Origin of the sequence: Brevibacterium gallinarum, from assembly GCF_014836885.1 — a bacterium.
Classification (GTDB): domain Bacteria; phylum Actinomycetota; class Actinomycetes; order Actinomycetales; family Brevibacteriaceae; genus Brevibacterium; species Brevibacterium gallinarum.
In genome coordinates this window covers 109,681-130,416 of record NZ_JACSPY010000001.1, presented here as the reverse complement: position 1 = coordinate 130,416, position 20,736 = coordinate 109,681, and the positions used below count along the sequence as shown (strand labels likewise).

Annotated in this window: 29 protein-coding genes; all 29 read right to left on the bottom strand. The window is 64.6% G+C overall.

Going from position 1 to position 20,736, the window contains the following annotated elements:
• Positions 1-16 precede the first annotated feature (16 nt).
• The gene (gene secY, locus H9634_RS00660) at positions 17-1,318 is read right to left on the bottom strand and encodes a preprotein translocase subunit SecY (RefSeq protein ID WP_191724913.1); all 1,302 of its coding nucleotides are present in this window, start codon (positions 1,316-1,318) and stop codon (positions 17-19) included.
• Positions 1,319-1,574: 256 nt separating this feature from the next.
• Positions 1,575-2,027 carry a 50S ribosomal protein L15 gene (gene rplO, locus H9634_RS00655; RefSeq protein WP_102161519.1) on the bottom strand — a complete coding sequence of 151 codons (453 nt, stop codon included), beginning with the start codon at positions 2,025-2,027 and terminating at the stop codon, positions 1,575-1,577.
• A gap of 1 nt (position 2,028) precedes the next feature.
• On the bottom strand, positions 2,029-2,211 hold the full coding sequence (gene rpmD, locus H9634_RS00650) for a 50S ribosomal protein L30 (RefSeq protein WP_225210439.1): 183 nt from the start codon (positions 2,209-2,211) through the stop codon (positions 2,029-2,031).
• Positions 2,211-2,870 carry a 30S ribosomal protein S5 gene (gene rpsE / locus H9634_RS00645; RefSeq protein ID WP_318244953.1) on the bottom strand — a complete coding sequence of 220 codons (660 nt, stop codon included), beginning with the start codon at positions 2,868-2,870 and terminating at the stop codon, positions 2,211-2,213. The genes rpmD and rpsE overlap by 1 nt, the downstream gene beginning before the upstream one ends.
• A complete protein-coding gene (gene rplR, locus H9634_RS00640; RefSeq protein ID WP_102161513.1) occupies positions 2,867-3,247 on the bottom strand; it encodes a 50S ribosomal protein L18 in 381 nt (126 codons plus the stop codon). The genes rpsE and rplR overlap by 4 nt, the downstream gene beginning before the upstream one ends.
• Before the next feature lie 2 nt (positions 3,248-3,249).
• Positions 3,250-3,786, bottom strand: coding sequence for a 50S ribosomal protein L6 (gene rplF, locus H9634_RS00635; RefSeq protein WP_191724911.1), 537 nt, complete (start codon positions 3,784-3,786; stop codon positions 3,250-3,252).
• Between the two features lie 17 nt (positions 3,787-3,803).
• A complete protein-coding gene (gene rpsH, locus H9634_RS00630; protein WP_102161510.1) occupies positions 3,804-4,202 on the bottom strand; it encodes a 30S ribosomal protein S8 in 399 nt (132 codons plus the stop codon).
• Between the two features lie 66 nt (positions 4,203-4,268).
• Positions 4,269-4,841, bottom strand: coding sequence for a 50S ribosomal protein L5 (gene rplE, locus H9634_RS00625; RefSeq protein ID WP_191724910.1), 573 nt, complete (start codon positions 4,839-4,841; stop codon positions 4,269-4,271).
• Positions 4,841-5,209 (bottom strand): 50S ribosomal protein L24, encoded by a 369-nt coding sequence (gene rplX / locus H9634_RS00620; RefSeq protein ID WP_102161507.1) that lies wholly within the window; start codon positions 5,207-5,209, stop codon positions 4,841-4,843. The genes rplE and rplX overlap by 1 nt, the downstream gene beginning before the upstream one ends.
• Before the next feature lie 2 nt (positions 5,210-5,211).
• A complete protein-coding gene (gene rplN, locus H9634_RS00615; RefSeq protein ID WP_102161506.1) occupies positions 5,212-5,580 on the bottom strand; it encodes a 50S ribosomal protein L14 in 369 nt (122 codons plus the stop codon).
• A 196-nt stretch (positions 5,581-5,776) separates the two neighbouring features.
• Positions 5,777-6,073, bottom strand: a complete 297-nt coding sequence (rpsQ, locus tag H9634_RS00610; protein WP_191724909.1) for a 30S ribosomal protein S17 — start codon at positions 6,071-6,073, stop codon at positions 5,777-5,779.
• Positions 6,073-6,324 carry a 50S ribosomal protein L29 gene (gene rpmC, locus H9634_RS00605; RefSeq protein ID WP_102161503.1) on the bottom strand — a complete coding sequence of 84 codons (252 nt, stop codon included), beginning with the start codon at positions 6,322-6,324 and terminating at the stop codon, positions 6,073-6,075. The genes rpsQ and rpmC overlap by 1 nt, the downstream gene beginning before the upstream one ends.
• A 2-nt stretch (positions 6,325-6,326) precedes the next feature.
• On the bottom strand, positions 6,327-6,743 hold the full coding sequence (gene rplP / locus H9634_RS00600) for a 50S ribosomal protein L16 (RefSeq protein ID WP_102161500.1): 417 nt from the start codon (positions 6,741-6,743) through the stop codon (positions 6,327-6,329).
• 3 nt (positions 6,744-6,746) lie between these two features.
• Positions 6,747-7,568, bottom strand: a complete 822-nt coding sequence (gene rpsC, locus H9634_RS00595; protein ID WP_102161498.1) for a 30S ribosomal protein S3 — start codon at positions 7,566-7,568, stop codon at positions 6,747-6,749.
• Complete coding sequence (rplV, locus tag H9634_RS00590; protein WP_165884685.1) at positions 7,568-7,951, bottom strand: 50S ribosomal protein L22; 384 nt, start codon at positions 7,949-7,951, stop codon at positions 7,568-7,570. The genes rpsC and rplV overlap by 1 nt, the downstream gene beginning before the upstream one ends.
• Before the next feature lie 39 nt (positions 7,952-7,990).
• Positions 7,991-8,272: a 30S ribosomal protein S19 gene (rpsS, locus tag H9634_RS00585; protein ID WP_102161493.1), complete on the bottom strand. Its 282-nt coding sequence runs from the start codon at positions 8,270-8,272 to the stop codon at positions 7,991-7,993.
• 15 nt (positions 8,273-8,287) lie between these two features.
• The gene (gene rplB / locus H9634_RS00580; protein WP_102161491.1) at positions 8,288-9,124 is read right to left on the bottom strand and encodes a 50S ribosomal protein L2; all 837 of its coding nucleotides are present in this window, start codon (positions 9,122-9,124) and stop codon (positions 8,288-8,290) included.
• Between the two features lie 32 nt (positions 9,125-9,156).
• Positions 9,157-9,456 (bottom strand): 50S ribosomal protein L23, encoded by a 300-nt coding sequence (rplW, locus tag H9634_RS00575; RefSeq protein WP_102161489.1) that lies wholly within the window; start codon positions 9,454-9,456, stop codon positions 9,157-9,159.
• A complete protein-coding gene (gene rplD / locus H9634_RS00570) occupies positions 9,453-10,130 on the bottom strand; it encodes a 50S ribosomal protein L4 (RefSeq protein WP_175293032.1) in 678 nt (225 codons plus the stop codon). The genes rplW and rplD overlap by 4 nt, the downstream gene beginning before the upstream one ends.
• A gap of 5 nt (positions 10,131-10,135) precedes the next feature.
• Entirely contained in the window at positions 10,136-10,810 is a 675-nt protein-coding gene (gene rplC / locus H9634_RS00565) for a 50S ribosomal protein L3 (RefSeq protein ID WP_102161485.1), read from the bottom strand.
• A gap of 9 nt (positions 10,811-10,819) precedes the next feature.
• Positions 10,820-11,128, bottom strand: a complete 309-nt coding sequence (rpsJ, locus tag H9634_RS00560) for a 30S ribosomal protein S10 (RefSeq protein WP_009379191.1) — start codon at positions 11,126-11,128, stop codon at positions 10,820-10,822.
• A 429-nt stretch (positions 11,129-11,557) separates the two neighbouring features.
• Complete coding sequence (locus tag H9634_RS00555; protein WP_191724908.1) at positions 11,558-12,823, bottom strand: ABC transporter ATP-binding protein; 1,266 nt, start codon at positions 12,821-12,823, stop codon at positions 11,558-11,560.
• A gap of 75 nt (positions 12,824-12,898) precedes the next feature.
• Positions 12,899-13,747: a carbohydrate ABC transporter permease gene (locus H9634_RS00550; RefSeq protein ID WP_175293034.1), complete on the bottom strand. Its 849-nt coding sequence runs from the start codon at positions 13,745-13,747 to the stop codon at positions 12,899-12,901.
• Between the two features lie 3 nt (positions 13,748-13,750).
• A complete protein-coding gene (locus H9634_RS00545) occupies positions 13,751-14,737 on the bottom strand; it encodes a carbohydrate ABC transporter permease (RefSeq protein WP_404801663.1) in 987 nt (328 codons plus the stop codon).
• Positions 14,734-16,041 (bottom strand): extracellular solute-binding protein, encoded by a 1,308-nt coding sequence (locus H9634_RS00540; RefSeq protein ID WP_191724907.1) that lies wholly within the window; start codon positions 16,039-16,041, stop codon positions 14,734-14,736. Before H9634_RS00540 ends, H9634_RS00545 begins: the two co-directional genes overlap by 4 nt.
• 296 nt (positions 16,042-16,337) lie before the next feature.
• Positions 16,338-17,546, bottom strand: coding sequence for an elongation factor Tu (tuf, locus tag H9634_RS00535; RefSeq protein ID WP_191724906.1), 1,209 nt, complete (start codon positions 17,544-17,546; stop codon positions 16,338-16,340).
• A 99-nt stretch (positions 17,547-17,645) separates the two neighbouring features.
• Positions 17,646-19,751: an elongation factor G gene (gene fusA, locus H9634_RS00530; protein WP_191724905.1), complete on the bottom strand. Its 2,106-nt coding sequence runs from the start codon at positions 19,749-19,751 to the stop codon at positions 17,646-17,648.
• Between the two features lie 72 nt (positions 19,752-19,823).
• Positions 19,824-20,294, bottom strand: coding sequence for a 30S ribosomal protein S7 (gene rpsG, locus H9634_RS00525; protein WP_170273283.1), 471 nt, complete (start codon positions 20,292-20,294; stop codon positions 19,824-19,826).
• The gene (gene rpsL / locus H9634_RS00520; protein WP_102161472.1) at positions 20,294-20,668 is read right to left on the bottom strand and encodes a 30S ribosomal protein S12; all 375 of its coding nucleotides are present in this window, start codon (positions 20,666-20,668) and stop codon (positions 20,294-20,296) included. Before rpsL ends, rpsG begins: the two co-directional genes overlap by 1 nt.
• Positions 20,669-20,736: the final 68 nt, after the last annotated feature.

Below are 20,736 nucleotides of genomic sequence, written 5' to 3'. Positions count from 1 at the left end.
ACCGCGCCCGCGGCGATCAGCGCAGCAGGCCTTCGTAGTGGCGCTGCTGCATCTGCGAGTCGATCTGCTTGACCGTCTCCAGGCCGACGCCGACGACGATGAGGATCGAGGTGCCGCCGAACGGGAAGTCCTGGTTCGCGCCGATGAGGACGAGTGCGATGAGCGGGATCATCGCGATGACCGCGAGGTAGAGCGAACCGGGGAAGGTGATGCGGGTGAGCACGTAGCTGAGGTAGCGCTCGGTCGGCTTGCCGGCGCGGATGCCGGGGATGAAGCCGCCGTACTTCTTCATATTGTCGGCGACCTCTTCGGGGTTGAAGGTGATCGCGACGTAGAAGTAGGCGAAGAAGATCGTGAGCAGGAAGTACACCGCCATGTACAGCGGGTGGTCACCGGAGGTGAAGTACTTGTTGATCCACTGCACCCACGGCGACTCCGGGTCGCCGAACTGCGAGATGAGGCTCGGCAGGTACAGCACCGATGAGGCGAAGATCACCGGGATGACACCGGCCTGGTTGACCTTGATCGGGATGTAGGTGGAGGTGCCGCCGAACATGCGGCGGCCGACCATCCGCTTGGCGTACTGGACCGGGATGCGGCGCTGGGACTGCTCGACGAACACGACGAGGGTCACGATCGCCAGGCCGACGAGGAGCACGATGGCGAAGATGTCGATGCCCTGGGTGCGCAGGATACCGCCGAAGGAGGCCGGGAAGCCTGCGGCCACGGCGGTGAAGATCATGAGCGACATGCCGTTGCCGACACCGCGTTCGGTGATCTGCTCGCCCATCCACATGATGAGGCCGGTGCCGGCGGTCAGCGTCAGAACGATGATGCCGATGCCCCACCAGGTGTCGTTGACGATGAGGTTCTGACAGGCAACGACGTCGCCGAAGAGCGCACCGGAGCGCACAGTCGTCACGAGGGTCGTCGCGTTGAGCAGGCCGAGGCCGATCGTCATGTAGCGGGTGTACTGGGTCAGCTTCGCCTGACCGGAGGCGCCTTCCTTGTGGAGGGCCTCGAAGCGCGGGATCACCACACGCAGCAGCTGGGTGATGATGCTGGCGGTGATGTAGGGCATGATGCCGAGCGCGAAGATCGACAGCTGCAGCAGCGCACCGCCGCTGAAGAGATTGATGAGCCCGAAGGCACCCTGCGTCATCTGCGGGGAGGCGACGCATTCCTGCACCTGCCCGTAGTCGATGCCGGGGGCTGGGATGAAGACGCCGATGCGGTAGAGCACAACGATGCCGAGAGTGAAGAGGAGTTTGTTCCTCAGATCGGGCGTTTTGAAAGCCCGCCCAATTGCGCCGAGCAAGCGTCCTCCTGGGGATCTTCACCTCGGGCAGGCAGGCAGCAGTGGCTGCTCACGGGCCCGAGAATACGTTCAAGTCTTTGAGTACCTGACCGACCTTATCAGGACTCGCCTGCCAGAGAGCAATCGGAAAGCGAGAATTTCGGCGCGGAGACAGGGCTCGGCTGCCGTGGCCGGAGACGATAAGAGGGAGGCCCGCACGTGGCGGACCTCCCTCTTCATCTCAGAGCGAGGCTCTGCAGACGGCGAGGACGGATCCTCAGCGCGTCGTGGTCGAGCCGCCGGCCGCTGCGATCTTCTCGGCTGCGGAGCCGGAGAACTTGTCAGCGGTGATGTTGACGGCCACGGAGATCTCTCCGGTGCCGAGCACCTTGACCGGCTGGTTGGCGCGCACAGCGCCCTTGGCGACGAGGTCTTCAACCGTCACGTCTCCGCCGTTGGGGAAGAGCGACGACAGCTTGTCGAGATTGACAACCTGGTAGTGAACCTTGTTCGGGTTCTTGAAGCCGCGCAGCTTCGGCAGGCGCATGTGCAGCGGGGTCTGTCCACCTTCGAAGCCGTGCGGCACCTGGTAGCGGGCCTTGGTGCCCTTGGTGCCGCGACCGGCGGTCTTGCCCTTCGACGCCTCACCGCGACCCACGCGGGTCTTGGCGGTGTTGGAGCCGGGAGCAGGACGCAGATGGTGGAGCTTGAGTGCCTTCTCATCTGCCATTTCAGTCCACCTCTTCACATGTGACCAGGTGGCGCACGACGTTGACCATGCCGCGGACTTCCGGGCTGTCCTCACGCGTGACAGAATCGTTGATCCGCTTGAGACCGAGGGTCCGCAGCGTATCGCGCTGGTTCTGCTTGCCACCGATTGTCGATTTGACCTGGGTAATCTTCAGCTGTGCCATCACGCGTTCGCCCCGCTTTCGGCTGCCCGCAGCATGGCGTGCGGTGCAACTTCGTCGACCGGGAGTCCGCGGCGTGCTGCCACTTCCTCAGGACGCTCGAGGCCCTTGAGGGCGGCGATGGCCGCGTGCACGATGTTGATCGCGTTGGCCGAGCCCAGGGACTTCGAGAGGATGTCGTGGATGCCAGCGCAGTCGAGGACGGCGCGGACCGGACCACCGGCGATCACACCGGTGCCCGGTGCGGCCGGACGCAGGAGGACGACGCCGGCGGCGTCTTCGCCCTGCACCGGGTGCGGGATGGTCTTCTGGATGCGCGGGACGCGGAAGAAGTTCTTCTTCGCCTCCTCGACACCCTTGGCAATGGCGGCCGGAACTTCCTTCGCCTTGCCGTAGCCCATGCCGACCATGCCGTCACCGTCGCCGACGACGACGAGAGCGGTGAACGAGAAACGACGTCCGCCCTTGACGACCTTCGACACACGGTTGATGGTCACGACGTGCTCGATGAACTGGTTCTTGTCGTCACGGTCTCCACGACCGCCCCGACGTCCGCCGCCGTCACCGCGTCCGCGGCCACGGCCGCGACCGCGCTGATCGTCCTGCTTGGCGGTGTTCTCGGTGCTGGTGACCTGCTGGTCCTTGTTCTCTTCAGTGCTCACAGGGACAGTCCTCCTTCACGGGCACCCTCGGCGATCGCTGCCACGCGGCCGTGGTAGGCGTTGCCGCCACGGTCGAACACGACAGCCTCGATACCGGCTGCTTTCGCACGCTCGGCGACGAGTTCGCCAACCTTGCGAGCCTTTGCGGTCTTGTCGTCGCTCGATGCGCGCAGATCGGCTTCCATGGTCGAGGCCGAGGCGAGCGTCTTGCCGACGGAGTCGTCGACGACCTGGACGAACATGTGCCGCGACGAACGGTTCACGACGAGGCGCGGACGTTCGGCGGTGCCGGAGATGTGCTTGCGCAGGCGAGCGTGGCGGCGGGCACGAGCGGCAGCCTTGCCCTTGCCGTAGCTCTTCTTCATTCCGAAGGCCATGATTACTTACCAGCCTTTCCAACCTTGCGGCGAATCTGTTCGCCGGCGTAGCGCACGCCCTTGCCCTTGTAGGGCTCCGGCTTGCGCAGCTTGCGGATGTTCGCTGCGGTCTCTCCGACGAGCTGCTTATCGATGCCGGTGACGGTCACCTTGTTCGATCCCTCGACCTGGAAGGTGATGCCCTCCGGCGGTTCGACGGTGATCGTGTGGCTGTAGCCGAGGGAGAACTCGAGGCTCTGGCCCTTGGCCTGCACGCGGTAACCGGTGCCGACGATCTCGAGCTGCTTGGAGTAGCCCTCGGTGACGCCGATGATCTGATTGTTGATCAGGGTGCGGGTCAGGCCGTGCAGGGCACGGGACTCGCGCTCATCGTTGGGGCGCTCGACGGTCAGCGTGCCGTCGTCGAGCTTCACCGAGATGGGCTCCGGGATGGTGACCGAGAGATTGCCCTTCGGTCCCTTGACGTCGAGCTCGGGGCCGTTGATGTTGACCTCAACACCAGACGGAACGGAGATCGGCTGCTTGCCAATACGTGACATTGCTTGCTCTCCTTCCCTTACCAGACGTAGGCGAGGACTTCTCCGCCCACGCCCTTCTTTGCGGCTTGCTTGTCAGTCAGCAGACCCGAGGAGGTCGACAGGATCGCGATGCCCAGACCACCGAGGACCTTCGGGAGGTTGGTGGACTTGGCGTAGACCCGCAGACCCGGCTTCGAGATGCGGCGCAGGCCGGCGATCGAACGCTCGCGGTTCGGACCGAACTTCAGGTCGAGCATGAGCTTCTTGCCGACTTCGGCGTCTTCGACGCTCCAGTCTGCGATGAAGCCCTCTGCCTTGAGGATCTCGGCGATGCTGGACTTCAGCTTGCTGTAGGGCATGCTTACATCCTCGTGATACGCCGAGTTGGCGTTGCGCAGACGCGTGAGCATGTCTGCGACGGGATCAGTCATTGTCATGTGGGCTTCTGCCCTTCCTCGTTGCGGTTTCCTGCCGGATGTCCGGCCGGACCTGCAACGTAGTGCTTAGTTGGTCTTGAACGGGAAGCCGAGGTGGCGGAGCAGCGCACGGCCTTCGTCGTCGGTCTTGGCGGTGGTGACAACCGTGATGTCCATGCCGCGCACGCGGTCGATGGCATCCTGGTTGATCTCGTGGAACATCGACTGCTCGGTCAGGCCGAACGTGTAGTTGCCGTTGCCGTCGAACTGGCGGTCCGAGAGTCCGCGGAAGTCGCGGATGCGCGGCAGTGCCAGCGAGACGACGCGGTCGAGGAACTCCCACATGCGGGCGCCGCGCATGGTGACGTGTGCGCCGATGGGCTGTCCTTCACGCAGCTTGAACTGGGCGATCGACTTCTTGGCCTTCGTCACGACCGGCTTCTGACCGGTGATGAGGGTCAGGTCGCGGATCGCGCCTTCGATGAGCTTCGAGTCACGGGCGGCGTCTCCGACACCCATGTTGACGACGACCTTGGTCAGCGTCGGAACCTGCATCGGGTTGGCGTAGCCGAATTCGTCCTGCAGCTTCGCCACGATCTCTTCGCGGTAGATCTGCTTGAGACGCGGCAGGGGACGGTTCTGCACGGTGGTGTCAGTCATCAGATGTCCTCCCCGGTCCGGCGCGAGATGCGGACCCGCACGGTGCGCTTGCGACCGTCGCGGTCAACGACCTCTTCGCGGTATCCCACGCGAGTCGGCTTGTTGTCCGTTGGGTCGACGAGCATGACGTTGGAAATGTGGATCGGCGCTTCGTGGATCTCGATGCCGCCGGCGGTTGCGCCCGAGGCGGTCTGTCCGGCGCGCTTGTGCTTGCTCACGCGGTTGACGCCTTCGACGAGGACACGGTTGGTGTCCGGGAAGACGGCCAGGACCTTGCCCTGCTTGCCGCGGTCGCCGCCGCGCTCCTGACGAGCACCCGAGATGACCTGGACGAGGTCGCCCTTCTTGATCTTGAGCTTGTTCGCCATACTCACAGCACCTCCGGAGCGAGCGAGATGATCTTCATGAACTTCTTGTCGCGCAGCTCGCGACCGACCGGTCCGAAGATACGGGTTCCACGGGGCTCGCCGTCGGTCTTGAGGATGACGGCTGCGTTCTCGTCGAACGAAATGTACGAGCCGTCATTGCGACGGCGTTCCTTGCGGGTGCGGACGATGACGGCCTTGACCACATCGCCCTTCTTGACGTTGCCACCGGGAATAGCGTCCTTGACGGTGGCGACGATGGTGTCGCCGATTCCGGCGTAACGTCGACCTGAACCGCCGAGAATCCGGATGGCCAGGATCTCCTTGGCACCGGTGTTGTCGGCGACTTTGAGTCGCGACTCCTGCTGGATCACTTGTTCTCTCCTGTCGTCGCGTCGGTTCTCACCGATCTGATGAGCCTGACGGAACGTCTGTTTTCTTCATGTCCGCCCCAAGCCCGGTGGCCGCCGCGGATCAGGCGGGACCGGGAGGGTGATGGGGCGTCAGCTGAGCTGGACGCCCGCCGAGGCACCGGTGGAACCGGTGTCTCGACGCGCAAACCACACCATCTTACTTGGCGCGCTCGATGATTTCAACGAGACGCCAGCGCTTGGTGGCTGACAGCGGACGGGTCTCGGCAATCCGGACGAGGTCGCCGATGCCGGCGGTGTTGTCCTCGTCGTGTGCCTTGAACTTGCTCGTCGTGCGCATGATCTTGCCGTAGAGGCGGTGCATCTTGCGGTCTTCGACCTCGACGACGATGGTCTTGTTCATCTTGTCCGAAACGACGTAGCCGCGAGCGGTCTTGCGCGACCCGCGTTCCGGAGCGGCTTCAGCCTGTGCCGGCTGAGTCTTCTGCTCGGCCATTACTTATCCTCTTCCTTGGCAGCTGCCGGGTTCGAGCGGATCTCGAGCTCGCGCTCACGCAGCACGGTGTAGATCCGTGCGATGTCGCGCCGGACGGCCTTGAGGCGTCCGTGGCTTTCGAGCTGACCAGTGGCGGACTGGAACCGGAGGTTGAACAGTTCGGCCTTGGCCTTCTTCAGTTCTTCGACAAGACGGTCATTGTCGAAGCCGTCGAGGGCGTCCATGTTGAGTTCCTTGGAACCGATCGCCATTGTCATTCACCACCTTCACGCGACACGATGCGAGCCTTGAGCGGAAGCTTGTGGATGGCCAGGCGCAGGGCCTCGCGTGCCACTTCTTCCGAAACGCCGGCGATCTCAAACATGATGCGACCCGGCTTGACGTTTGCAACCCACCACTCCGGCGAGCCCTTACCGGAACCCATGCGGGTTTCGGCGGGCTTCTTGGTCAGCGGGCGGTCCGGGTAGATGTTGATCCAGACCTTGCCGCCACGCTTGATGTGACGGGTCATGGCGATACGCGCAGCCTCGATCTGACGGTTGGTGACGTAGGCCGGCTCGAGAGCCTGGATGCCGTAGTCACCGAACGCCACGGTCGTGCCGCCGGTCGCCAGTCCACGCCGCTTGGGGTGGTGCTGCTTGCGGTATTTCACTCGGCGAGGGATCAGCATAGATCAGCCCTCCGATCCGGCCTGTGCAGCCGGAGCTGCGTCGGCAGTGTTGTCGTTCTTCTTCTGCTGGGCGTCGTTGCGACGTTCGCCGCCGCGACCGCGTCCGCCGCGTCCACCGCGACCGCCGCGTCCACCGCGACCTCCGCGGGGGCTCGGCTGCGCAGCTTCCTGTGCGGCGAGCTCCTTGTCGGTCATGTCGCCCTTGTAGATCCAGACCTTCACGCCGATGCGGCCGAAGGTGGTGTGCGCTTCGTACAGGCCGAAGTCGATGTTCGCGCGCAGGGTGTGCAGCGGCACACGGCCTTCGCGGTAGAACTCCGAACGGCTCATCTCAGCACCGCCGAGGCGGCCCGAGCACTGCACGCGGATGCCCTTGGCACCAGCGCGCTGTGCCGACTGGATCGCCTTGCGCATGGCGCGGCGGAAGGCCACGCGGCTGGCGAGCTGCTCGGCAACGCCCTGGGCGACGAGCTGCGCATCGATCTCGGGGTTCTTGACCTCGAGGATGTTGAGCTGGATCTGCTTGCCGGTCAGCTTCTCGAGCTTGCCGCGGATGCGGTCGGCTTCCGCGCCGCGACGCCCGATGACGATGCCCGGGCGGGCGGTGTGGATGTCGACGCGCACACGGTCGCGGGTGCGCTCGATGTTGACCTTCGAGATGCCGGCGCGCTCGAGCCCGTCGGAGAGCATCGCACGGATCTTGACGTCTTCACCGACGTAGTCCTTGTAGCGCTGACCCGGCTTGGTCGAGTCGGCGAACCACTTGGACTTGTGGTCGGTGGTGATTCCGAGACGGAATCCATTGGGATTGATCTTCTGGCCCATCAGCGGTCTTCCTTCCGTCCGTCAGCGCTGGCGTCATCACCGGATGCGAGCACCACGGTGATGTGGCTGGTGCGCTTGTTGATGCGACCGGCGCGCCCCTGGGCACGCGGGCGGAACCGCTTCATGGTCGGTCCTTCATCTACGAATGCTTCGGAGATGACCAGGTCGTCTTCGTTGAAGGCCTCACCGAGCTTGTCTGCCTTGACACGCGCGTTGGCGATGCCGGAGGAGACCAGCTTGTAGATCGGTTCGGAGGCCGACTGCTCTGCAAACTTCAGCACCGCGAGGGCTTCGGTCGCCTGCTGACCACGAATGAGGTCAACGACGCGACGAGCCTTCTGAGGCGTGACACGCAGGTAGCGTGCTTTCGCCGTGGCTTCCATCGTTTCCTTCTTTCTCTCTGCCGATCGTCAGGCAGCGCCTCAGCGGCGCTTGCCCTTCCGATCGTCCTTGTCGTGGCCGCGGAACGTCCGCGTCGGGGCGAATTCGCCGAGCTTGTGCCCGACCATGGATTCGGTGATGAACACCGGAACGTGCTTGCGTCCGTCGTGCACGGCGATCGTGTGTCCCAGGAAGTCCGGGATGATCATCGAGCGACGGGACCACGTCTTGATGACGTTCTTGGTGCCCTTTTCGTTCTGAGCATCAACCTTCTTGAAGAGGTGCTCGTCAACGAAGGGGCCCTTTTTCAGACTACGAGGCATGTTTCAGGCTCCCTATCAACGCTTCTTGCCGGTACGGCGGCGACGCACGATGAGCTTGTCGCTTTCCTTGTTGGGGCGGCGGGTGCGGCCTTCCGGCTGACCCCACGGGCTGACCGGGTGACGGCCACCGGAGGTCTTGCCCTCGCCACCGCCATGCGGGTGGTCCACCGGGTTCATGACGACACCGCGGACGGTCGGGCGCTTGCCCTTCCACCGCATGCGGCCGGCCTTGCCCCAGCTGATGTTCGACTGCTCGGCGTTGCCGACCTCGCCGACCGTGGCACGGCAGCGGGCGTCGACGTTGCGGATTTCGCCCGACGGCATACGCAGCTGAGCGTAGGGGCCGTACTTGGCGACGAGCTGAACCGATGCGCCGGCGGAGCGGGCGATCTTCGCGCCGCCGCCCGGACGCAGCTCGACTGCGTGGACCACGGTGCCGACCGGGATGTTGCGCAGTGCGAGGTTGTTGCCCGGCTTGATGTCAGCCGACGGTCCGGCTTCGATGCGGTCGTTCTGCTTGAGCTTGTCCGGGGCGATGATGTAGCGCTTCTCCCCGTCTGCGTAGTGCAGCAGCGCGATGCGAGCCGTGCGGTTCGGATCGTATTCGATGTGCGCAACACGTGCCGGCACGCCGTCCTTGTCATGGCGACGGAAGTCGATGACACGGTACTGGCGCTTGTGGCCTCCGCCCTGGTGGCGGGTCGTGATGCGTCCTTGGCTGTTGCGTCCGCCCTTCTTGGGCAGCGGACGCAGAAGCGACTTCTCCGGCGTAGACCGGGTCACTTCTACAAAGTCGGCGACCGATGAGCCGCGGCGGCCCGGGGTCGTCGGCTTGTGCTTACGGATTCCCATGAGTCTCTATCCTTCTTCAGGTCTGACCGCTCTTAGAGCGATCCGCCGAAAATGTCGATCGAACCTTCCTTGAGGGCGACGATGGCACGCTTGGTGTCATTGCGCTTGCCCCAGCCGGTGCGGGTGCGGCGGCGCTTGCCCTCACGGTTGAGGGTGTTCACCGATGCCACCTTGACACCGAAGATCGATTCGATTGCGTACTTGATCTCAGTCTTGTTCGAACGCGGGTCCACCAGGAAGGTGTACTTGCCTTCGTCCATCAGCGCGTAGGTCTTCTCAGACACGACGGGCGCGATGATGATGTCGCGTGGGTCCTTGAACGTGACGCTCATTTGGCTTCCTCCTCACCGGACTCAGCCGTGGTCTTCTGCACCGACGACATGTCGAGGAAGCGCTGCAGAGCGGCTTCGGTGAAGACGATGTCATCAGCCATGAGGACGTCGTAGGTGTTGAGCTGTTCGGCAGTGAGCACGTGAACCTTCGGCAGGTTGCGCACGCTGCGCTCGGTGAGGTCGTCACCGCGCTCGATCACCACGAGCTTGTTCGGCCGTGTCGAGATGTTCTCCAGGGCTGCGCGTGCCTGCTTCGTCGAGGGCTTCTCGCCGTCGATGAGAGCGCTGACCACGAAGATCTGGTCGAGGCGGGCGCGGTCGGACAGGGCGCCGCGCAGGGCAGCGGCCTTCATCTTCTTGGGGGTGCGCTGCGAGTAGTCACGCGGCACCGGGCCGTGGACGATGCCGCCGCCGGCGTACTGCGGAGCGCGGATCGAACCCTGGCGGGCGTTGCCGGTGCCCTTCTGGCGGTACGGCTTGCGGCCGCCGCCGCGCACTTCAGCGCGGGTCTTGGTCTTGTGGGTGCCCTGACGTGCGGCAGCCATCTGAGCCACCACAACCTGGTGGATGAGCGGCACGTTGGTCTGGATGCCGAAGACTGCTGCGGGCAGCTCAGCGGATCCGGACTTCTTGCCGGCGGCGTCGAGGACGTCGATGGTCTTGGTTTCAGTCATCTCTCTCAGGCCTCCTTCGCTGCGGAGCGAACGAGCACGACTGCTCCCTTGGGGCCGGGGACGGCGCCCTTGATGAGGAGCAGGTTGTTGTCGGTGTCGACAGCGTGGATCGTCAGGTTCTGGGTGGTGCGGCGCACGTTGCCCATGCGTCCGGCCATCCGCATGCCCTTGAAGACGCGACCGGGGGTGGCAGCCCCGCCGATCGAGCCGGCCTTGCGGTGGTTGCGGTGCTGGCCGTGCGAGGCTCCGACACCGGCGAAGTTGTGGCGCTTCATGACACCAGCGGTGCCCTTGCCCTTGCTGGTGGCGGTCACGTCGACCTTGGCGCCGGCCTCGAACACGTCGATGCCCAGCTCCTGGCCGAGTTCGTACTCGGCGGCATCGGAGGTGCGCAGCTCGACGAGGTGGCGACGCGGAGCGACACCGGCCTTCTCGAAGTGGCCGGAGGTCGGCTTGTCGACCTTGCGCGGGTCGATCTCACCGAAGCCGAGCTGGACGGCCGAGTAGCCGTCGACGTCTTCGCTGCGGATCTGGGTGACGACGTTGGCGTCAGCCTTGACCACGGTGACCGGAACAAGGTTGGCGTTTTCGTCCCACACCTGGGTCATGCCGAGCTTGGTGCCCATGAGGCCCTTGACGGCACGTGTGGTGGGGAGCGGCTGTGAACGGGTGTTGGCCATTACTCCCCCTTAGAGCTTGATCTCGATGTTGACGTCATCGGCAAGGTCGAGGCGCATGAGCGAATCGACTGCCTTCGGCGTCGGGTCAACGATGTCGATGAGGCGCTTGTGCGTGCGCATCTCGAAGTGCTCGCGGCTGTCCTTGTACTTGTGCGGCGAACGGATGACGCAGTACACGTTCTTCTCCGTCGGCAGCGGCACTGGGCCCACAACCGTAGCTCCCGCGCGCGTCACAGTGTCCACGATCTTGCGTGCTGCACTGTCGATGACGGCGTGGTCGTACGACTTGAGCCGAATGCGGATCTTCTGTCCCGCCATGGCTTCGTCTCTTTCTGTTGGTCCTCCGGCCATCAACCATGGTCCGTACGGATCGCATGGTCTGCGCCGGCTTGCTGTGACCGACCCCCGAGGTCGGGCGTGTCGCTCTTGCCTTCCGGCCGAACGTACACGCATCATCAAATGGCTGCCCGGTGCAAGCGAACCCGGATCATCCAGATTCTTCCGGTCGATTCTGGGCTGTTCGCGGCACAATGGCCGCAGTGCAGGGGTCATCTGCCCAAAACGCAACTTGTCTATACTGTCACAGCCGCTCACCGGGAGGCAAATCGGGCACCCTACCACACCGGGCAGCGCCGCGTGAGCTTCCGCACGCAGGCGCGTCACCGCCTCGGGGGCGGACAGCGAAGCGCACCCGGCACGATACCGGGTGCGCTCACGCGATCGCAGCCGCTGCCGGCTGCACGGGTGTCAGTTCGAGACGATCGAGCCCTCTTCGGACTGCGCGCGCTCGAGTGCGCGCTTGCGCTGCTCCTCGACGCGCTGGCCGATCTCGCGGGCGCGGTCCTCATCGCGGGTGAGGTTCTCCCCTGTCTCGGGGTTGAAGACCATGACGTCGGCCGGATCGAACCACAGCTCGACGTCGTCGCCCTCGCGGACCTGCGAGCTCGGTTCGAGCGCGGCGACGACCTGCGGGCGCATGCCCTCGCCGTCGAGGTCGCGGTCGAGCTCGTCGAGCGCTTCCTGCACCTCGGGCTTGGGCTCGAAGGGCAGATAGGCGTAGATCTCATTGCCCAGCCATTCGGTGACGTCGACCTTCGCGGTGATGACGGCACCGCGGTCGCGCTCATCGGCGTCCATGAGGGTCGCGTCGCGGAAGGCCTCGGGCCGGATGCCGGCGATGAGCAGCTGCGGGGCGTCGGTGAGCCCCTTGGCCCGCTTGCCCGGCAGCTCGAAGTCACCGAACGGCGAGCTGAGCCGGCCGTCGGTGTACTCGACGGGCAGGAAGTTCATCGACGGGGAGCCGATGAAGCCGGCGACGAACAGGTTGAGCGGCTCACGGTAGAGCTCCTGCGGGCTGGCGTACTGCTGCAGCGCGCCGCGCTTGAGCACCGCGACCTTGTCACCGAGCGTCATCGCCTCGGTCTGGTCGTGGGTGACGTAGACGGTGGTGACGCCGAGCTGGCGCTGCATGCGCGCGATCTCCGTGCGCATCTGGCCGCGCAGCTTCGCGTCGAGGTTCGACAGCGGCTCATCGAACAGGAACGCCTTGGCATCCCGGACGATCGCCCGGCCCATCGCCACGCGCTGGCGCTGGCCGCCGGAGAGGTTGGCCGGCTTGCGCTGCAGGTGCTCGCCGAGTTCGAGCATCTTCGCGGCCCGCTCGACGCGCGCGCTCACCTCGTTCTCGTCGTAGTGCTCCTTGTTCAGGCGCAGCGGGAAGGCGATGTTCTCGTAGACGGTCAAGTGCGGGTACAGGGCGTAGTTCTGGAACACCATCGACAGGTCGCGGTCGCGCGGCGGCAGGTCGTTGACCCGCTTGCCGTCGATGAACAGCTCGCCTTCGGTGATGTCCTCGAGGCCGACGATCATCCGCAGCAGGGTCGACTTGCCGGAGCCTGAGGGCCCGACGAGGATGACGAACTCGCCGTTGTCGATGCTCAGCGACACGTCGTTGACGGCAGGGAAGCCGTCGCCGTAGCGCTTGACGATGTTCTTGAGGTCGATTTCAGCCATCTTGATCTCCTGAATGGGGTGCCGAAGCTGTGTGTGCCGCGCGGTCGCCGGCCGCTGCCGAGGTGGTGGTGCGGGTCATCCCTTCACCGCACCCGAGGTCAGGCCGGAGACGATCTGGCGCTGGAAGACGAGGACGATGATGATGACCGGGATGGTCACGACGATCGCGGCGGCCGCGATCGCGCCAGCCGGCTCCTCGAACTGGCTGGCGCCGGTGAAGAACGACAGCGCCGCCGGGACCGGGCGGGCCGCTGAGGTCGAGGTCAGCGAGATGCCGTAGAGGAAGTCGTTCCAGGCGATGAAGAAGGCGATGATCGCGGTGGTGAACACGCCGGGGGCGGCCAGCGGGACGATGACCTTGCGGAAGGCCTGGAAGGACTTCGCGCCGTCGACCTGGGCGGCCTGCTCTAGCTCCCACGGGATCTGCTGAAAGAACGAGGTCAGCGTCCAGATCGAGATCGGCAGGGTCAGCGACAGGTACGGAATGATGAGGCCGAGCCAAGTGTCGTAGAGCCCGACGACCGACCACAGGTTGAACAGCGGAGTGACGAGCGAGATGACCGGGAAGACCGTCACCGCCAGCGACATGTAGAGCACGAACCGCTTGCCGGGGAACTCAAGCCGGGCGATCGCGTAGGCAGCCAGGGTGGAGAGGATGACGGCGATGAGCGTGGCGATGAGGCAGATCGCGATCGAGTTGCGCAGCGCCGGCAGGAACAGGTCGCGTGCCGCCCCGTTGATGATGAGGTCGTAGTTCTCCCAGCTGATCTGCGTGGGCCAGAACTGACGGTTGGAGATGTCAGCTGAGCTCTTGAGCGACAGCGACAGGGTCCACACGACCGGGAACAGCGCCCACAGCCCGATGAGGATGAAGGCGGCGATCCAGCCGAAGGTCGCCAGCGGTGTCTTCTTGCCGGAATTCATGTCCTACTCCTTCCCTGCACCGAGGTTGACGTTGAAGCCCTTGATGAACAGCAGGCAGATGAGGCCGACGGCGATGAACAGCAGCACGGAGACTGCCGAGCCGAGGCCGGTCTGCAGCTGCGAGATCGTCTGGTCATAGGCCAGTGAGGACACCGTGGCGGTGCCGTTGGCGCCCTCGGTCATGACGAAGACCGAGTCGAAGATGCGGAAGGCCTCAAGGGTGCGGAACATGAGCGCGACCATGATCGAGGCCTTCATGTTCGGCAGGGTCACCCGCACGAGGCGCTGCCAGCGGCTGGCGCCGTCGACGGTGGCCGCTTCGAGCATGTCGCCGGGGATCTGCGCGAGCCCGGCGAGCATGAGCAGTGAGATGAACGGGGTGGTCTTCCAGATCTCGGCTAGGGAGATGACGGCGAAGGAAGACCAGAAGTTGCCGAACCAGTCGAAGCTCTCCATCCCCAGCCAGGTGCCGACGAAGCCGGTGCCCAGGTCGAAGGCGTACTTCCAGGAGAACGCCGCGACGACGGTGATGATGCCGTAGGGGATGAGGATGATCGTGCGGATCGGCCCGCGCACCGCCTTGAGCGCATTGAGCATGACGACGGCGAATGCGAAGCCGAGGACGAGCTCGACGGCGACGGTGAAGACCGTGATGAGCAGCGTGAACCCGAGGGTCTGCCACCACAGCGGATCGGTCAGCACGGTGACGTAGTTGAGACCCCAGTTGAAGTAGGCGTTGTCCGGGTCGGTCAGCCGCTTGTTGAAGAACGACTGGTAGACCGCCTGCAGGATCGGGTAACCGGTCACCAACAGCAGCACGGCACCGGCCGGCCAGGCGAGCATGAGGCCCAGGCGCGCCTCGTCCTTCGTGCGCTGGGACTTGTGCGCCTTGCCCTTGCGCTTGCCCGCCGCCGAGGCGCCCTGTCCTGCTGCAGTGTCCGTCGCCTCGGTCTCGGAGGTCGTGAGCAGATGTGTGTCGTCGTTGGTCACAGCAGCGCCTCTCCACGCAGGATCTCGAGGATGAGATCGGCTGAGGTCTTCGGTGTGCTCTCGGGGCTGACGTCAGCCGGCGGGTGCCAGGACCGCTGGATGCCGCCGGTGATGCCGTTGTAGTACGGCGAGATCGGCCGGGACTTCGCCACATCGAGCGAGTCGAGGATCGCATCGGAGTACGGGGCCTCCTGTTGCACCTTCGGGTCGTCGAAGGCGGCGCGGGTGGCCGGCGGCAGCCCGTCGGTGATGTAGTACTCGGACTGCTTCTGCGTCTCGCGGATGCAGCTGATCGCCTCGAAGGCTTCGTCCTGATGGTCGGAGAACGCGCCGACGGCGAGCTTGCCGCCGCCGAGCGGCGCAGCACCCGGTGTGCCCTCTTCGACCGCGGGGTACTGCGCCCAGCCGACGTCGTCGAAGACCTCCTGGTCGAGGCTGCCGTCCTCGACGGCGGCCTTCATGGCCGGGTAGACGAAGGGCCAGTTGACCATGAACCCGCCGTTCTCTCCCTGGAAGCGCAGCATCGCGCCCTGCTCGTCGAGGTTGGAGAAGTTCGGGCCGCCCAGGCCCTCCGAGCCGATCGTGTCGACGATCTGCGCGGCCTTCTCCCCTGCCGGGGAGTCGAGGCCGAGTTCGGTGTCCTCCGGTTCGGCTTCGGGATCCTTGACGATCGCCTCGCCCTGGGATTCGTAGAGCGCGTTGACCCACACGGTCAGCGATTCGGCGCGGATGCCGTGGGCGCCGATCTCCTTGTCCTGGTCCTTGGCCGCTTCGATGATCTGGTCCCAGGTCACCGGCTTGTCCATGTCGAGGCCGGCCGCCTCGGCCACGGACTTTCGGTACCACAGGATCTGGGTGTTGGCCTGGACGGGGGCGACGACGAGCTGGTCCTCCCACATCGAGGACTCGACTGCCGCCTCGACGACGTCCTCAGTGAACTCGTCGACGTACTCCTCGGGCACCGGGGCGATGAAGTCGGCATTGGCGAACTCGGGAACATAGACGGTGTCGATGCTCATGATGTCGATCGAATTGTCTTTGGAGGCCAGCCGGCGGATGAGCTGCTCGCGCTGGCCGGCGGCGTCGCTGGGCAGCATCGACGTCTGGATGGTGTACTTGCCCCCGGATGCCTCGGTGCAGGCGTCGGCCATCGCCGCCTTGCCGCCGTTGTCGGGGTCGATGTACCACGTCAGCGTCTTCGCGTCCTCTTGACTGCCGCAGCCGCTGAGGGCCACGAGCGTCGCTGTCGCCATCGCCGCTCCGGCCAGCAGCCGGGTCCTGCGGCAGCGGGATGGATCCGTCATCAGCGCTCCTCCAGCCTTCCGTCTCGCGGTTCTTGCGAACCTCGCCGGTGCCGTGCGGCCCTGTGCGGTACTTTGAGGGATCCTGCAAGACACATCACAATTCTGGTCTCACCTTAGCGGAGAATCCGCGAATGTGTGGGAGGAGCCGGCCGGAGCACGGGATCAGGGGCCCTGCACGCACGAAGCTCAACGCACCAAGCTGAACGCACGGAGCCGAACGCACGAAGCCCCGGGAGTCGGAATGACTCCCGGGGCCTCGGTGTGATCGCGTCTCGATCACATCAGCTGATCAGTGATCAGGCGATGATCTCGGTGACACGGCCGGCGCCGACGGTGCGGCCGCCCTCGCGGATGGCGAAGCGCAGGCCCTCTTCCATAGCGATCGGCTGGATGAGCTCAACGGTCATCTCAACGTTGTCGCCCGGCATGACCATCTCGGTGCCCTCCGGCAGCTCGATGACGCCGGTGACGTCGGTGGTACGGAAGTAGAACTGCGGGCGGTAGTTGGAGTAGAACGGGTTGTGACGTCCGCCCTCTTCCTTCTGCAGGATGTAGACCTGGCCCTTGAACTTCGTGTGCGGGGTGATCGAGCCCGGCTTGCAGATGACCTGGCCGCGCTCGACGTCCTCGCGCTTGGTGCCGCGGAGCAGGAGGCCGACGTTCTCACCGGCGCGAGCGTCCGGCAGGGTCTTGCGGAACATCTCGATGGCGGTGACGGTGGTCTTCTGCGACTGCGGCTTGATGCCGACGATCTCGATTTCCTCGTTCGGCAGCAGCACGCCGCGCTCCACACGACCGGTCACGACGGTGCCGCGGCCGGTGATGGTGAAGACGTCCTCGACAGGCATGAGGAACGGCTTGTCGATGTCGCGCTCCGGCTCCGGAACGTTCTCGTCGACGGCGTCCATGAGCGCCTCGACGGTCTTGACCCACTCCGGGTCGCCTTCGAGGGCCTTGAGAGCCGAGACGCGGACGATCGGGGCGTCCTCGTCGAAGTCCTGCGAACCGAGCAGGTCGCGGATCTCCATCTCGACGAGCTCGAGCATCTCATCAGCGTCGTCGCCGTACTCAGCGAGTGCGGCGTCGGTCTTGTTGAGAGCGACGAGCAGGTACGGAACGTTGACCTGGCGGGCGAGCAGGACGTGCTCGCGGGTCTGCGCCATGATGCCGTCGGTGGCGGCGATCACGAGGATCGCGCCGTCCATCTGAGCGGCACCGGTGATCATGTTCTTGATGTAGTCAGCGTGGCCCGGGGCGTCGACGTGTGCGTAGTGACGCTTCTCGGTCTCGTACTCGACGTGCGAGACGTTGATGGTGATGCCGCGCTGCTTCTCTTCCGGCGCGTTGTCGACCTGGTCGAAGGCCTGAGCCTGGTTCAGGTCCGGGTACTTGTTTGCCAGAACGTTCGTGATAGCCGCGGTCAGAGTCGTCTTACCGTGGTCAACGTGACCAATGGTACCGATGTTGACGTGCGGCTTAGTCCTGTCGAAACTAGCCTTTGCCACTGGGTTCCTCCTCGTGGTTGGTTCGGGACATGCGGTTCATGCCCCGCGCCTCTTCTGTTGTTGACAGCTGCCGGCTGGCGCCTGCAGCAACGGGCGAGATTACTCTTCGCCGCGGGTCTTCTGGATGATCTCGTCGGCGACAGCCTTCGGGACCTCCGCATAGCTATGGAACTGCATCGAGTACATGGCACGACCCTGGGTCTTCGACCGCAGGTCGCCGATGTAGCCGAACATCTCCGACAGCGGAACATGCGCACGGACAACCTTAACGCCTGTGGCATCCTCCATCGACTGGATCTGTCCGCGCCGCGAGTTCAGGTCGCCGATGACGTCACCCATGTATTCCTCAGGGGTGCGCACCTCGACCTCCATGAGCGGTTCGAGCAGAGCCGGGCTCGCCTTCTGGACGGCCTCCTTGAGGACCATCGAGCCGGCGATCTTGAACGCCATCTCCGAGGAGTCGACATCGTGGTACTGGCCGTCCACAAGGGTGGCCTTGATGCCGACCAGCGGGTAGCCGGCCAGCACGCCCATCTGCATGGCATCCTGGATGCCCTGGTCGACGCTCGGGATGTACTCGCGCGGCACTCGGCCGCCGGTGATGGCATTCTCGAATTCGTAGATCTGGTCGCCAGTGACCTCCAGGGGCTCAATGGTGACCTGCACCTTGGCGAACTGGCCGGAACCGCCAGTCTGCTTCTTGTGCGTGTAGTCGGCCTTCTCCACCTTGCGGCGGATGGTCTCGCGGTAGGCAACCTGCGGCTTGCCGATGTTGGCCTCGACCTTGAATTCGCGCTTCATGCGGTCGACGAACACATCGAGGTGCAGCTCGCCCATGCCGCCGATCTCGGTCTGGCCCGTCTCCTCGTTGAGGTTGACGGTGAAGGTCGGATCCTCCTTGACCAGCTTCTGGATCGCGGTCGAGAGCTTCTCCTGGTCGCCCTTGGTCTTCGGCTCGATGGAGACGAAGATGACGGGCTCCGGGAAGGACATCGACTCGAGCACAACCGGCTGCTGTGCATCGCACAGGGTGTCGCCGGTGGTGGTCTCCTTGAGGCCGATGAAGGCGTAGATGTGTCCGGCGACTGCTTCCTCGACAGGGTTCTCCTTGTTCGAGTGCATCTGGAACATCTTGCCGATGCGCTCCTTCTTGCCGCTGGTCGTGTTGAGCACCTGCTCACCCGACTTCACGGTTCCGGAGTACACGCGGACGTAGGTCAGCGTTCCGAAGAACGGGTGGCTGGCGACCTTGAAGGCCAGACCGGCGAACGGTCCGTCCTTGCGCGGCTCGCGGGTGACGACCTCGTCCTCCTTGCCGGGGGCGTAGCCCTCGACAGCCGGGACGTCGAGCGGGCTCGGGAGGTAGTCGATGACGGCGTTGAGCACGAGCTGGATGCCCTTGTTCTTGAACGCCGAACCGCACATCACCGGGAACGCCTCAGAGGAGATGGTCAGCTGGCGGATGCCGGCCTTGAGCTCGTCGATGGTGAGCTCGCCCTCTTCGAGGTACTTGTCCATGAGCTCTTCGCTAGCCTCAGCGACATCCTCCATGAGGTTCGCACGCATCTCCTCGGCGCGTGCCTTGAGCTCCTCGGGAATCTCGATCTCGGTCATGTCCTGGCCCATCTTCGACTCGTCGGGCCATTCCCAGGCCTTCATCTCAACGAGGTCGATGACAGCACGGAAGTCGGACTCAGCACCGATCGGCAGCTGGATGACCAGCGGCTTGGCGCCGAGGCGCTCACGGATGGTCTTGACGGTGAAGTCGAAGTCAGCACCGAGCTTGTCCATCTTGTTGACGAAGCACACGCGCGGAACGTCGTACTTGTCAGCCTGACGCCACACGGTCTCGGACTGCGGCTCAACGCCTTCCTTGCCGTCGAACACGGCAACGGCACCGTCGAGCACGCGCAGCGAGCGCTCCACCTCGACGGTGAAGTCGACGTGGCCCGGGGTGTCGATGATGTTGATCTGGTTGTCTTCCCAGTAGCAGGTGGTGGCAGCCGAGGTGATCGTGATGCCACGCTCCTGCTCCTGCTCCATCCAGTCCATCGTCGAGGCGCCGTCGTGGGTCTCGCCGAGCTTGTAGTTCACACCGGTGTAGAACAGGATGCGTTCGGTGGTAGTGGTCTTACCGGCATCGATGTGAGCCATGATGCCGATGTTGCGGACCTTCTTGAGGTCAGTCAGCACGTCGAGTGCCACGGTGTCTCTCTTCCGTCTCGTTGAGTTGGACAGCAGGCCGGACCGGGTCGAGCCGGTCCGGCCCAGCGTCGCTTACCAGCGGTAGTGGGCGAAGGCCTTGTTGGACTCGGCCATCTTGTGCATGTCCTCGCGGCGCTTCACAGCGGCGCCCAGACCGTTGCTCGCATCCAAAATCTCGTTCTGGAGGCGATCGGTCATGGTCTTTTCACGGCGCTGACGAGCGAAGCCGACGAGCCACCGCAGAGCGAGGGTGGTCGAGCGCGCTGCACGCACCTCGACCGGCACCTGGTAGGTCGCACCGCCGACACGGCGCGAGCGGACCTCGAGCGCCGGGCGGATGTTGTCCAGGGCCTTCTTGAGCAGCGAAACCGCGTCGGTGTTGGCCTTCTCAGCGGCGGCTTCGAGGGCGCTGTAGACGATGCGCTCAGCGGTGGAGCGCTTGCCGTCGAGGAGCACCTTGTTGATGAGCTGGGTGACCAGCGGCGAGTGGTAGACCGGATCGATGCCGACCGGTCGCTTGGGGGCGGGACCCTTACGTGGCATTACTTCTTCTCCCTCTTGGCTCCGTAACGGCTGCGTGCCTGCTGGCGGCCCTTGACACCCTGGGTGTCGAGCGATCCGCGCACGATCTTGTAGCGCACGCCGGGGAGGTCCTTGACACGGCCTCCGCGGACCAGCACGATCGAGTGCTCCTGCAGGTTGTGGCCCTCGCCCGGAATGTAGGCGGTCACCTCGATCTGGCTGGAGAGCTTGACACGTGCGACCTTGCGCAGTGCCGAGTTCGGCTTCTTGGGAGTGGTGGTGTACACACGCGTGCACACGCCGCGGCGCTGCGGGCTGCCCTTGAGGGCAGGCGTCGCGTTCTTCGCGGCCTTGTCGTGCCGGCCCTTGCGGACCAGCTGCTGGATTGTAGGCACTGAATATTCTCCGATGCTTCTCGATATACCTAAGTCCGATGGCGATCACAGCGCCTGCTGTGCCGTCC